The organism is Pantoea rodasii, assembly GCF_002095465.1.
In the GTDB taxonomy this organism is placed as follows: domain Bacteria; phylum Pseudomonadota; class Gammaproteobacteria; order Enterobacterales; family Enterobacteriaceae; genus Pantoea; species Pantoea rodasii.
Map to the genome: position 1 here is coordinate 190610 of NZ_MLFP01000001.1, position 13327 is coordinate 203936.

At 57.2% G+C, this 13327-nt stretch carries 9 protein-coding genes and 2 pseudogenes; 10 read left to right on the top strand and 1 reads right to left on the bottom strand.

Annotated features, from left to right (window positions below; genetic code table 11):
* Positions 1–66 precede the first annotated feature (66 nt).
* A complete protein-coding gene (locus HA45_RS00930; protein WP_100703402.1) occupies positions 67–2163 on the top strand; it encodes a putative bifunctional diguanylate cyclase/phosphodiesterase in 2097 nt (698 codons plus the stop codon).
* A 158-nt stretch (positions 2164–2321) separates the two neighbouring features.
* Positions 2322–3737: an aminotransferase-like domain-containing protein gene (locus HA45_RS00935; protein ID WP_100703403.1), complete on the top strand. Its 1416-nt coding sequence runs from the start codon at positions 2322–2324 to the stop codon at positions 3735–3737.
* Between the two features lie 73 nt (positions 3738–3810).
* On the opposite strand, the gene HA45_RS00940 is transcribed toward HA45_RS00935, so the two are convergent.
* Entirely contained in the window at positions 3811–4293 is a 483-nt protein-coding gene (locus HA45_RS00940; protein ID WP_100703404.1) for a YlaC family protein, read from the bottom strand.
* 253 nt (positions 4294–4546) lie between these two features.
* Between HA45_RS00940 and HA45_RS00945 the strand changes: the two are divergent.
* From HA45_RS00945 to HA45_RS00980, 8 genes and pseudogenes are all read left to right on the top strand, one after another.
* Positions 4547–5160 (top strand): annotated as a pseudogene (locus HA45_RS00945) (cupin domain-containing protein).
* A gap of 125 nt (positions 5161–5285) precedes the next feature.
* Entirely contained in the window at positions 5286–6725 is a 1440-nt protein-coding gene (locus HA45_RS00950; RefSeq protein ID WP_100703406.1) for a circularly permuted type 2 ATP-grasp protein, read from the top strand.
* Positions 6719–7648: an alpha-E domain-containing protein gene (locus tag HA45_RS00955; RefSeq protein ID WP_100703407.1), complete on the top strand. Its 930-nt coding sequence runs from the start codon at positions 6719–6721 to the stop codon at positions 7646–7648. Before HA45_RS00950 ends, HA45_RS00955 begins: the two co-directional genes overlap by 7 nt.
* Positions 7645–8444: pseudogene (locus tag HA45_RS00960) on the top strand (transglutaminase family protein). Before HA45_RS00955 ends, HA45_RS00960 begins: the two are co-directional and overlap by 4 nt.
* Before the next feature lie 18 nt (positions 8445–8462).
* Positions 8463–9167 carry a proteasome-type protease gene (locus tag HA45_RS00965; protein ID WP_100703409.1) on the top strand — a complete coding sequence of 235 codons (705 nt, stop codon included), beginning with the start codon at positions 8463–8465 and terminating at the stop codon, positions 9165–9167.
* A gap of 235 nt (positions 9168–9402) precedes the next feature.
* The gene (olsF, locus tag HA45_RS00970; protein ID WP_100703410.1) at positions 9403–11121 is read left to right on the top strand and encodes a bifunctional ornithine lipid synthase OlsF; all 1719 of its coding nucleotides are present in this window, start codon (positions 9403–9405) and stop codon (positions 11119–11121) included.
* Between the two features lie 122 nt (positions 11122–11243).
* Positions 11244–12311, top strand: a complete 1068-nt coding sequence (locus tag HA45_RS00975; protein ID WP_100703411.1) for an ABC transporter ATP-binding protein — start codon at positions 11244–11246, stop codon at positions 12309–12311.
* A 25-nt stretch (positions 12312–12336) separates the two neighbouring features.
* Entirely contained in the window at positions 12337–13326 is a 990-nt protein-coding gene (locus tag HA45_RS00980; protein ID WP_100703412.1) for an ABC transporter substrate-binding protein, read from the top strand.
* The last annotated feature ends 1 nt before the right edge of the window (position 13327 follow it).

Here is a 13327-nt window from a genome sequence, read left to right on the forward strand (position 1 = left end):
ATGGCTTTTACTTTTTCTTCACAACACCACAGCTGACTCATAACGGCTTTAACTTGGGAAATCACTATGTTAGTGACTTCGTACGATTCGTTTACCGTCATCGTTTCCATTCTGGTGGCGATGCTGGCTTCGTTTACCGCGCTGGATATGGCGGGCCGCGTGGCTTCTTCAACTGGCAAGGTGGCGCTGGTTTGGTTATTAGGCGGTGGATTCGCCATGGGTGTGGGCGTCTGGGCGATGCATTTCATCGGCATGTTGTCGATGAGCCTGGATATGGTCATGAGTTACGATCCGCTGCTGACGGCTACGTCAATGGCAGTGGCGATTCTGGCGTCGATTTTTGCCTTGTGGCTGGTGTGCTCATCGCATGATTTATCCTGGCGGCGCTTAACGGGCGGGGCTTTTGTGCTCGGTTCTGGCGTGGTTGCGATGCACTACATGGGGATGGCTGCGCTGATGTTTGCGCCAGGCATCACCTGGAGCTGGGCCTGGGTTGCCGCTTCGGTGGTGATTGCGCTGGTGGCGTCGGGTGCGGCGCTGTGGCTGGCCTTTAACCTGCGCGAAGGACATGGGCGCGTGACAATTCTGCGCCTGGGTGCATCGGTGGTGATGGGCTGTGCGATTGCCGGTATGCACTATACCGGGATGGCGGCGGCGAATTTCCCGATGATGAGCCACGCTACGCACATTGGCGTTAACAGCAACTGGCTGGCGATTGTGGTCACCGTGGTGACGCTGGCGATCCTCGGCATCACCTTGCTGGTCTCAATGCTGGATGCACGCCTGCAAGCGCGCACCTCAATCCTTGCGCACTCGCTGGCGGAAGCCAACCGCGAGCTGGCGCAGCTGGCATTGCACGATAACCTGACGCGCCTGCCAAACCGTATTTTGCTGGAAGATCGTCTGGAGCAATCGATCAACAAAGCCAACCGCGAGAAGTCGCAGTTTGCCTTGATGTTTATGGATCTGGATGGCTTCAAAGCGGTCAACGATGCCTTTGGCCACCACGTGGGCGATAACCTGTTGATCGCCGTCGCCGAACGCATGATTGGGCAGATGAAAGGCCACTACACGCTGGCGCGCATGGGCGGTGACGAGTTCGTGTTATTGATTGAGATTGATGACCCGAATGATGCCGCTGCGGTGGCGGATGCGCTGGTGAAAGCGGTGGATCGCCCGTTCGATATTTCACGCTATGAACTGGTGGTATCGCTGAGTATTGGTATCGCGGTCTATCCCGGTGACGGTAAAGATGATCGCGAGCTGATGTTTAACGCCGATGCCGCGATGTATCACACCAAAAATAACGGCCGCAACGGCTACAACTTCTTCCAGCCGTCAATGAACACCCTTGCGCAGTCGCAGCTACAGCTGAATAACGACCTGTGGCAAGCGCTGGATAACGAAGAGCTGCGTCTGTTCTACCAGCCAAAATACTGTGCACCGAGCGGCCCGATTATCGGCTTTGAAGCACTGCTGCGCTGGGAACATCCGACGCGCGGTTTGCTGGCGCCGGACAAATTCCTGCCGATTGCTGAGAAGACCGGCATGATCATCAACATTGGCAACTGGGTGATCAACGAAGCCTGCCGTCAGCTGCACAGCTGGCATCTGCAGGGCCATCCGCACTGGTCGGTGGCGGTGAATCTGTCCGCGTTGCAGTTTGAGCAGAGCAACCTGGTGGAAACCGTGACCCAGGCGCTGGCAAAGCACCAAATCCCGGCAGAATTGCTGACGCTGGAAGTCACGGAAACCACCGCGATGCGCGATCCGGAAGAGAGCGTGCGTATTCTTACGCAACTGACGGATATGGGCGTGAAAGCCTCGATTGATGATTTCGGAACTGGCTACTCCAGTTTGCTGTATCTCAAGCGCCTGCCGGCCAGCGAGCTGAAGATTGACCGTGCATTCGTGAATGAACTGCAGGCGAAATCGGAAGATGCCACCATTGTTTCTGCGATTGTGGCACTGGCGCAGTCGCTGGATCTTAAAGTGGTGGCGGAAGGCGTGGAAACCCAGGAGCAGCAGGCCTTCCTCACCGGTTTGGGTTGCGATACCTTGCAGGGCTTTTTGCTGGGCAAACCGGTGCCGCCGGACCGCATTCACGAACTGCCGAATTTTGTCGAAAAAGAGAATAAGCAGGAGCTGGTGCAGCTGCCTTAAGGCGAGGGGCGTCGATGGCTCTCATTCCAACGCAAGAGGAGGGCACACCTCTGCGCGGCAAAGCGTCATGAACTGAGTCACCCTCCACTCTCTCGCTTGCGGGAGAGTGCCACGGTGAGGGAAAATGGCCGCACTTATTCCCCAATATCGGAGCCAGGGTGGCGAAATATCAGCAGTTGGTTGATCTGCTTCGGACACAGATCGAAGCGCGTATTTGGCCGCCGGGCGAAAAGCTGCCGTCCTTGCGTCAGCAGGCAGAGCAGAGCGGTCTCAGCCTGATGACGGTGATGCACGCCTACGAAGTGCTGGAGAGCCAGGGCTGGATTGTTGCTAAACCGCAATCCGGCTACTACGTAGCGCCACGAGCCGCCGAAAGTCGCCCGCGTCTGCCCACCCAGGCGATTGCCAAAACCGACCAGGCTGATACCAACAGCTTCGTGTTTGATGTGCTGCAAGCCACGCGCGATCCGGCCATCATGCCGTTCGGCTCTGCTTTTCCCGATCCTGAGCTGTTTCCGCAGCGCCAGCTGATGCGCTCGCTGGTTAAGGTCTCGCACAATCTCAAACCCTCTGATGCCCTCAACAACCTGCCGCCCGGCAACGAAGCGCTGCGCAAAATTCTGGCGCAGCGCTATGCGCAGCAGGGCATGACCTTGTCGCCGGACGATATCGTCATCACCAATGGCGCGATGGAAGCCCTCAACCTCAGCCTGCAGGCGGTGACCGAACCCGGTGATTGGGTCGTGATCGAAAATCCCTCGTTCTACGGTGCCTTGCAGGTGATTGAGCGCCTGAAATTGAATGCGATTGCCATCGCCAGCGATGTCGAACAGGGCATCGATCTCGATGAACTGGAGCAGGCGCTGCAACGCTGGCCGGTCAAAGCCTGCTGGCTGATGACCAACCGGCAAAACCCGCTCGGCTTTACCCTGAGCGTCGAGTGCAAACAGCAACTGGTGGCTTTGCTGGCGCGCTACAACGTGGCGATGATTGAGGATGACGTTTACAGCGATCTCTATAGCGGCCAGGACAAGCCTTTGCCGGCTAAAGCGTTTGATCGTGATGGCAATGTGCTGCATTGCGGCAGCTTCTCGAAGAATCTGGTGGCGGGATTCCGCGTGGGCTGGGTAGCGGCCGGACGCTATGCGCAGCGCGTACAGCGCATTCAACTGATGAGTACGCTTTCCACCAGTGCGCCGATGCAACTGGCGTTGGCCGACTTCCTCAGCACCCGCAGCTATGACACGCATTTAAAGAAGCTGCGCCAGACGCTGGCAAAGCGGAAGCAGCTGGCACAGCAAGCACTGCGGCGCGTGCTGCCCGCAGACGCGCAGATCAGCGACACGCCGGGCGGCTATTTTCTGTGGATTGCCTTGCCGGAACACATCAACACCACACAGCTGTATCACCTGGCGCTGAAAGAGGGCATCAGCATCGCGCCCGGCCAGCTGTTCTCCGGCAGTGAAGGGTTCAGCCACTGCTTCCGCTTCAACACCGCCTGGCCATGGGATGCGCGCGCCGAGGCAGCGGTGGAGACGTTGGGGAAATTGATTGCGCAGCTGCGGTCGCCATAAAGGGCGACACTGCGTATTTGCATCAAATTTTTGTAGGGTGCGCATTACGCGCACCTCGATTAATGGCTATTAATCAGATGGATGCCGCCTGTTTATTTCCCCATGTCAGGTAATAAACATCATAAAAATCCACTTCGCCTTTCTGCTTCATCAGGCGATCGATACCGCTGCGCACGCGGTCGGGTGTACCGGGATTATCGACAATCTTATTCAGCGCCTGCTGCGACACCGGCTGCACGTAATACCATTCGCCGTTGTAGCACACACGCAGATCCAGCGTATCAATGTCTTCGAAACGGTATTTGGGATTGATGTCCATCAGCATCAGGACACTCATCACCGCGACAAACGCGGTGGCGAACCAAAATGCAGGCCAGCCCAGCATATCGGTGGAGAAAATCAGCGCGGTGCACAGCGCATAGCACAGGTACATTACCGCCCACAGCCCCGGATGGGTTTTGAGGAATGAAAAGCTAAAGCGTGGCAGATTATCGCGCTGGCCTTCACGGTTCAGCGTGGCGATTTCATCGAGCAGAATTTGTTTGATGGCTTCCATAGTTCACCTCTACATGTTACTGCCTGCCAGTTAAGCACATAACAGTGAAGTGAATCAGATACAGAATTGGGGTGTTTTTGTATAACAGTTGCAGCAGGCATTTCCTCACCCCACATAATGTTAAATATGTTGCTAACTAATTTGACTTTAGTAAGGTAAATCATTCTTTTATGTGAATTTTGTTGGTGGGCGCACATTGCAATGCCCTCTGGGTTTGCCACAATTAAGCAACGTGGCTTCCCGGAGAAAGAGTATGACTGCCAACACTTCCAGCCTGCTGTTACTGATGTCTTTCGCCGCCGGTACCTTTTCCGCAGGTTCATCCAGTAATCCGCAGCATTTGATGCTGGCGCAGCCTTCAGGCGGCGTCCCCAACAATCTGCTGCCGCTGATCATCTGGCCGGGCATTGCGCCTGACTACGATGAAGAGCTGCAAAGCGACAGTGCCGAGTGGTTTGAAAAACCTTTACCGCCAGCGGCTGGCCAGCCGCGTGGCGTGCGCCGATCTTCCCTTATACCCATTACCATCCCAACACCCATGAAGTGTTAGGCGTGGCGTCGGGCTGGGCAGAAGTCCTGTTTGGCGGCGACAGCGGCCGCATGGTGACGCTGCGCGAGGGCGATGCGGTGCTGATCCCGGCGGGTGTTGGCCATAAACAGGTGTTCGCCTCGGACGATTTTTTCGCCGTTGGCGCCTATCCTGAAGGAATGTCGCCGGAAACCGTGCGTGATGAACCTTCCCGTTTACGCGCCGCGAAAGATCAAATTGCCCGCGTGCCGCTTCCGCATCGCGATCCTTTTACCGGCGGCGAAGGGGCGATGACCGATATCTGGCTGCCAGTTGCGCAGCAGTTGATGCACCAGTAAGGTGCAACACAACCGTTATCCGGCGCTGCTCCGCTATCGGGGCGCGTGTGCCGTTTGGGCCGCGAGCCTCTGGCACACTTTGTGCAGGAGAGGAGATAGGTCCTCTGACAAGCGCCGGGTAAATCATGAAAGAAAGCTACCAGATAGCGTCACACTTCTATGATGAGATGTTGCTGAACGGTGGCCAACACCGTGCGCACTATCAGCATTACTGGGAGTGGTTACAACAGGCGGACAAAGAGGCTGTGGCGCGTAAGCGCGAAGAGGCGGAATTACTGTTTCATCGTGTGGGCATCACCTTCAACGTCTATGGTGAAGACGGCGGCGCGGAGCGGTTGATTCCGTTCGACAGCGTGCCGCGCATTATTCCGGCTCGTGAATGGGCAATGCTCGACCGCGGCATCCGCCAGCGCGTGCAGGCCCTGAATGCTTTCCTGCATGACATCTACCATCAGCAGCACATCCTCAAAGCGGGTATCGTCCCAGCCGAACAGGTGTTGATCAACGATCAATATCAGCCCTGTATGCAAGGCGTTGACCTGCATCGCAACATCTACGCGCACATCACCGGCGTCGATATGGTGCGTAACAACGACGGCGAATATTACGTACTGGAGGACAACCTGCGCACGCCGTCCGGCGTCTCCTATATGCTGGAGAACCGCAAGATGATGATGCGCCTCTATCCGGAACTGTTTGCTGAACAGCACATCGCTCCGGTGGAACGCTATCCCTCGCATCTGCTGCAAACCCTGCGCGAAAGCTCACCGGTCAACGATCCGGTGGTGGTGGTGCTGACGCCAGGCCGCTTTAACAGCGCTTACTTCGAACACAGCTTCCTCGCGCAGCAGATGGGCGTCGAGCTGGTCGAAAGTGCCGATCTGTTTGTGAAAGATGGCGCAGTGATGATGCGCACCACCGCCGGGCCGTGCAAAGTCGATGTGATCTATCGGCGTGTCGATGACGCGTTCCTCGATCCGCTGGCGTTCCGCCCCGATTCAATGCTCGGCGTACCGGGCCTGCTGTCGGTGTACCGAACCGGCAACGTGGTGCTGGCTAACGCCATCGGCACCGGCGTGGCCGATGACAAATCGATCTACCCTTACGTGCCGGATATGATCCGTTTCTACCTTGATGAGGATCCGATCCTCAACAACGTGCCGACCTGGCAGTGCCGTAAGCCGCAGGATCTGACTTACGTCCTCGCCAATCTCAACAAAATGGTGGTGAAAGAGGTACACGGCGCAGGCGGTTACGGCATGTTGATCGGACCGGTGGCCAGCCAGCAGGAGCTGAGTGATTTCCGCGATCGCCTGAGAGCACGCCCGGAAAACTATATCGCCCAGGATACGTTGTCGCTCTCCACCTGCCCGACTTTTATCGACAACGGCCTCGCGCCGCGTCATATCGATTTGCGTCCCTTTGCCTTATGCGGTGCGGATATTCGTTTAGTCCCCGGCGGGTTAACCCGCGTGGCGCTGACCGAAGGTTCGCTGGTGGTGAACTCGTCGCAGGGCGGCGGCACCAAGGACACCTGGGTTCTGGAGGATGACGCATCATGCTAAGCCGCACGGCCAGTGGCCTCTATTGGATGGCGCGCTATCTGGAGCGCGCAGAACAGCTTGCCCGAGTGCTGGATGTCACCAACCGACTCTCGCTGATGCCGGTGCGTAACAGCCAGACCGATGAGCTGCTGTTGCCGCTCAATCTCACCGGCACGCGCCAGCTGTTTGAAACCCTCAACGGGCGTTTCACCATGCCGCAGTTGTTTAACTTTTTTGCCCTCGACGATCGTAACCCCTGCAGCATTTTCAGCTGCTGGCAGGAAGCGTGGAACAATGCGCACGCGGTGCGTGGCAGTTTGTCATCCGAGGTGTGGGAGAGCATCAACTCGACGTGGATTGAGATGCGCAACATGCGGCGGCGCGGCATCACCAGCGCCAACGCCGACAGTTTTTTTGACTGGGTGAAAGAACGCTCGCACCTGTTTCGCGGCGCGATGTTCGGCACCTTGCTGCGTGGCGATGCCATGTGCTTTATCCGCATCGGTACGCTGATGGAGCGCAGCGACGGCACCGCGCGGCTGCTGAGCGTCAATCAGCAACTGCTGGAGCAGACGGCCGATTCGGTGCGTGAGTATTACTGCCTCGATACTTTGCTGCGGGCGGTGTCGGCGCGTGAAGCTTATAACGCGATCTTCAAGCAGCAGCTGATGCCGGATCTGGTCAATGAGATGCTGATCCTGCGTAATGAAAGCCCACGATCGTTGCACTCCTGTATCGAGGAGATCGCCAATCAGTTAGAACAGATCGGCAGCAGCGGTGAAGATCGTCCCCGCTATCTGGCCACGGTGCTGTTAGCCGAAATGCGCTTCAGCACCTGGGAAAGTCTGACGCGTGACGGGTTATATAGTTGGCTCAACCACTTTCTTACGCAGATCACTGCGCTGGCGGAAAGTATCAATCAGACCTATCTGGAGGCGAAATGAGACTGACCATCGAGCACAAAACCTGGTACGCCTATGAGCAGCAGGTCAAACTCAGCACCCAGTATCTGCGCCTGACGCCGCAAAACTCGGTGCACCAGCAGATCCTGTCGTGGGATCTTGATTTGCCCTGTGAAGCCACGCGTACCCTGGATGCGTATGGCAACGTGATGCACGTGCTGACGCTGGATACGCCGCATCAGCAACTGGCGATCGCCGCGCGCGGGGTGGTGGAGATACTGGATGACGGCGAATTGTCACCCGATCCGGAATCGATTCTGTCGCCGTTGGTGTTCCTGCGCGCCACGCCGTTGACGTTGCCGGATGCGGCCATTCGTGATTTTGCGCTGCGCTACTGGCACGCCGAAAAACCCCTTTCCAGCCTGGAAAAGCTGATGGATGAACTGCTGCTAAAAATGCCGTATCAGCCTGGCAGCACCCAGGTGAGTGATACCGCAGCGAAAGTATTTGCGGCGGGCAGCGGGGTTTGCCAGGATCACAGCCACGTGTTTCTTGCTTGCTGTCGTAGCCTCGGGATCCGGCGCGCTATGTCAGCGGCTATCTCTATACTGATAATGTTGAACACGTTGCCACCCACGCTTGGGTTGAGGCCTGGCTGGATGGCAATTGGCACAGCTTTGATATCACCAATAATACGCGCAGCACGCGTCAGCATTTACGGCTGGCGGTAGGCGTGGATTATCTTGATGCCTGTCCGGTGCGCGGTATGCGACTGGGCGGCGGCGGTGAAGATATGCTGGCGGTAGCGGCGGTGCAGCAGGTGCATGCGCAGCAGTAATTTTTTGCAGGCGTGATTATGACTTATTGTGTGGCAATGCGTTTATCGTCAGGGATGATTTTTGTATCGGATTCACGCACCAATGCGGGCGTTGATCATATTTCCTCGTTCCGTAAATTACACGTGTTTCAGGTAGATGATGAACGCACGCTGGTGCTGCAAAGCGCCGGCAATCTGGCGACCACGCAAAGCGTGTTAAGCCTGCTACGGCGTAACAACAACGACAACGATCAGCCCAATCTGCTAAACGGGCGATCGCTGTACGACATTGCGCTGATGGTGGGCGAAACGCTGCGTGAAGTGATCAAGCGTGACGGTGAGGAATTTGGCGGCACGCTGTTGTTGGGTGGTCAGATTCGTGGTGAAGCGCCGCGCCTGTTCCAGATCTATCCGCAGGGCAATTTCATCGAGGCCAGTGTCGATACGCCGTATTTCCAGATAGGGGAAAGCAAATACGGCAAGCCGATTATCGACCGTGTGCTGCGCTATGAAACCCCGCTCAGCCAGGCGATGCAGTGCGCGCTGATTTCCATGGACTCGACGCTGGCGAGTAACATTTCGGTGGGGCTGCCGCTGGATGTGATGGTGTATCGCACCGACAGTTTTAGCGACAACGAGCAGCATCACATTACCGATCAACATCCCTATTTTTCACAGATCCGTCAGCTGTGGAGCAAAGGGTTGTTAAGCGTGTTTTCGCAATTACCGCCGTTAAAACTGTAATTAAACCCGCGTGATAAATCACGCCGCTACATTGTTCAGTGCGGTTTACGTAGGGTACGCATTCATGCGTACCGGGTTAAATACGCACTTATTGGCTTGAGTGAGCGGCATTACGCAATGTATTGCGCATCCCTCTCTCCCTCGGTTTTTCCGCTGCGCTTTCTCACTGGTCATAAATCTGAAAACAAGCCTGTTTACCTTCGGTGCGGTAACCTCTGCGCACAAAAGGTGAATGATGTTTTCTGTTGATCAGCTTCTCGATACTTACTGGCCAGGCCATCAACCCGCGAACTGGCAAAAACGCCTGGTAAAATGGGCGGTTCGCGAAAATGAATTCCAATCCTTTGCTGACCGTTATCGCCACCTGAAAGGGGTGGATATGGTCGAGCAAGTGCTGGAGCACCTGGATGTGCGTTGTGAATTAAGTGAGCGCGATCTGGAGCAGATCCCGACCACGGGCCCGTTGGTGATTGTCGCCAACCATCCGCTGGGTGCGCTGGACGGGCTGGCACTGCTGGCGGCGGTGTCACAGGTGCGTCGTGACGTGAAAATCGTCGCCAACCGTATGCTGATGATGCTGGAACCGATCAACAACCTGATGTTGCCGGTGGATAACATGGGCAACCGCACCAGTCGTGAACAGCTAACGCGGATGCAGCAGCATCTCGATAATCAGGGTGCATTGATCATCTTCCCGGCGGGTGAAGTCTCCCGTCTCTCCAGCCGTGGGGTACGCGATAGCCGCTGGCACCACAGCTTCCTGCGTCTGGCTGCCCGCGCGCGCGCGCCGATTGTGCCGGTGCATGTGGCAGGACGTAACAGTCTCGCCTTCTACGCCGCCGCTAAAATTGCTTCGCCGCTGGCGCTGATGATGCTGGTGCGCGAAATGTTCCGCCAGCGCGGTTCGCGCATCAAGCTGCATATCGGTGAGCAGATTCCCTTCGCTAACTGGCACGATGGCCACACGCCGGGCAAAGAGCTGGCGAAACGGCTACGCAAACATCTCTATCGCATCGGCCAGGGGCGGCGTGGCCTGTTCCTGACGGAAGCGGCGATTGCCCGTCCGGAAGATCGTGCCGAGCTGAAAAAAGCGCTGATGGAGAGTGAGCGTCTGGGCTCGCTGCCGGATGGCAAACAGATCTATCTGTGGCGGCGTAACGGCGCGACCTGGGTGCCGCTGCTGCGTGAACTGGGTCGCCTGCGTGAAATCGCCTTCCGCGCCGTGGGCGAGGGCTGCGGTCGCCGTCGAGATCTCGATAAATACGATGACGATTACTACCACCTGATTCTGTGGGATGACGACGCGCTGGAGATCGTCGGCGCTTACCGCTTTATTTCGGGCGCCGAGCAGCTGGAGCGTCGTGGTCTGGAAGGCATCTACAGCGACAGCCTGTTCCACTATGACGAGCGCATGCTGCCGATCATCAATCAGGGACTGGAACTGGGTCGCAGCTTTATCCAGCCGGCCTATTGGGGCAAACGCGGTCTGGATTATCTGTGGATGGGCATTGGTGCCTATATCGCCAAATACCCGGAAACCCGCTACCTGTTCGGCCCGGTGTCGATCTCCGGCGGCATGCCGTTGGCGGCGCGCGATCTGCTGGTGGCGTTCTATCGCATGTACTTCCCGACCGAATTGCCGCTGGCGAAATCACGCCGACCTTATCCAGCCTCGCTGCCGGAAGTGCTGGCGCAGTTTACCGGCGATAACTACGCGGAAGATTTACGTCGTTTAAAACATCTGCTGGCGAACCTCGGCACCGCCATTCCCACGCTGTACAAGCAGTACTCGGAAGTGTGTGAACCGGGCGGGGTGCAGTTTATCGATTTCGGCAGCGATCCCGATTTCAACAACTGTATTGACGGGCTGGTGCTGGTGGATCTGTCACGCGTGAAGCCATCGCGCTATGAGCGCTATATCGGCATGCATTTGCAGGCTGAGAGCGTCGAATAAGGTACAGGGAGGCTTTCGGGCCTCCCGTTTTGTTTGAGCACGGAAACGTCAAGTTGATGTCACGGGATCGTCATCTGATTGTCGTAGGGTCTTAGCCGGACTGTCAGATAAAGGCCAGAAACATGGCAACGATCACACTTCACGGGTTAAGCAAATCTTTTGCCGCCCAGCCAGTACTTCAGGATATCTCGCTGCAGATTGCGCAGGGAGAGTTCATCGCCGTTCTTGGCCCTTCGGGCTGCGGCAAAACCACCTTATTACGTCTGCTGGCGGGGTTTGAAACCGCCGATGCCGGGGAAATCCACGTCGGTGAGCGCTGCTTTGCGGCACCGGGCGTGCACCTGCCGCCAGAAGATCGCCAACTCGGCGTGGTATTCCAGAGCTATGCGTTGTGGCCACACATGACGGTGGCGGAAAACGTCGCCTACAGCCTGAAAGTCAACGGCGTGGCGCGCCATGAGCGTGACAGCCGCACGCAGCAGGCGCTGGAACTGGTGGGATTAGAAAACTTTGCCTCACGCCGTCCAGCGGACCTCTCTGGCGGTCAGCGTCAGCGCGTGGCGCTAGCCCGCTGTCTGGTCGCCAAACCGACGCTGGTGCTGCTCGACGAACCGCTCGCCAACCTCGATGTGCATCTGCGCGCCACCATGGAAGAGGAGTTTCGCCGCTTCCATCGACACAGCCACGCCACCTTGCTCTATATCACCCACGATCAACATGAAGCGATGGCGCTGGCCGATCGCATTGTGGTGATGGATGGCGGCCGCGTGATGCAGTTCGCCACGCCGCAAACTCTGTGGCGTGAACCGGCGAATGAGATGGTGGCGGGATTTATCGATGACGGCAAAGTGCTGCCGGTCAGCGACATCGAACCGACCGGCGAGGGCAAAGCGCTCGCCACGCTATGCGGCCTGCGCGTCACCTTGCGTTGCGCACCGGACCAACGCCCAGTGCCCCACGGCAAAGCCAGTTTTCACGCGGTGGATTTCCGCCTTGCCGAGCCAGGTGAACCGCAGTTTGCGGCGCGCGTGCAGCGGGTGATCTATCGCGGCAGTCATTACCAGATTGATGTTGCACCCATTGAGGCACCAGACCACAGCATCACGCTGCATCTGGCCGATGCCGCTTTACCCGTTGTTGACGCGACCCTTGGTGTGGCGCTGCGCGACGGTTGGATTCTTCCTTCATAACATTCAGATACTTAGGGAAATTGCTATGCGCACGTCTTTTAACGCTTTGATGTTAGCCAGTGGATTAGTATTCGCCGCCGCCAGTCACGCTGAAGATGCCCCTTCCGGCAAACTGGTGATCTACACCTCGCAGGCACCGGAAATTGCGCAGCAAACCGTAGACGCGTTCAAAGCCGCGTACCCGAACGTCGACGTGGAGTGGACGCGTAACGGCACCACCCAGCTGATGAACGTGTTGCAGACCGAGATGATGAGCGGCGGTGCTAAGCCTGACGTGCTGTTGATTGCCGATGCCATCAACCTCGGTGCACTGAAGAATCAGAACCAGCTTTACAGCTACGCCGATGCGCCCCTGAGCCACATCAATCCGTCGTTCTACGACAAAGACAAAACCTTCTTTGGCACCAAAATCATTGCCACGGTGATTGCTTATAACACCCAGCACGCACAGCCGATTGACAGCTGGAACGCGCTGGCGGTAGAAGCCAATAAAGGCCAGATCGCCATGCCAAGCCCACTTTACTCCGGCGCGGCGCTGTACAAACTGCACACCGATATCAACACGCCGACTATCGGCTGGAACTTCTACAAGAAGCTGGCAGCTATTGGTGTGGCTCCGCAGGGCGGCAACGGCCCGGCGTTGAAAGCGGTGGCCAGCGGGCTGGATAAATACGGCATTATCACTGACGCCGATGTGATTCTGGCGAAGAAAAAAGGCTCGCCAGTGGATCTGGTGTATCCGAAAGAGGGCGTGTCCTATGTGACGGAGCCAGTGGCGATCATGAAGTCGGTGCACAACCTGCCCGCCGCCAAAGCCTTCGTGAACTTTATGCTGTCTGAGCAAGGCCAGAAGCTGGTGGTCGAGCAGGGCAACCGCCCGGTGGACGATCGTGTTTCTGCGCCGGCTGGCTTCACGCCAATCAATAAAATCAAGCTGCTGACGCCAGATGTGGTGAAAGCCATCAAGGAAGATGCCACGGTGCGCGATCAGTTCACCGCGCTGTTTGGCGGCTAAG

Bases quoted from the DNA above. Each gene is read 5' to 3' on its own strand.
- olsF (WP_100703410.1), top strand. From the start codon at position 9,403: ATGTTTTCTGTTGATCAGCTTCTCGATACTTACTGGCCAGGCCATCAA.
- HA45_RS00930 (WP_100703402.1), top strand. From the start codon at position 67: ATGTTAGTGACTTCGTACGATTCGTTTACCGTCATCGTTTCCATTCTG.
- HA45_RS00965 (WP_100703409.1), top strand. From the start codon at position 8,463: ATGACTTATTGTGTGGCAATGCGTTTATCGTCAGGGATGATTTTTGTA.
- HA45_RS00950 (WP_100703406.1), top strand. From the start codon at position 5,286: ATGAAAGAAAGCTACCAGATAGCGTCACACTTCTATGATGAGATGTTG.
- HA45_RS00980 (WP_100703412.1), top strand. From the start codon at position 12,337: ATGCGCACGTCTTTTAACGCTTTGATGTTAGCCAGTGGATTAGTATTC.
- HA45_RS00975 (WP_100703411.1), top strand. From the start codon at position 11,244: ATGGCAACGATCACACTTCACGGGTTAAGCAAATCTTTTGCCGCCCAG.
- HA45_RS00955 (WP_100703407.1), top strand. From the start codon at position 6,719: ATGCTAAGCCGCACGGCCAGTGGCCTCTATTGGATGGCGCGCTATCTG.
- HA45_RS00940 (WP_100703404.1), bottom strand. From the start codon at position 4,293: ATGGAAGCCATCAAACAAATTCTGCTCGATGAAATCGCCACGCTGAAC.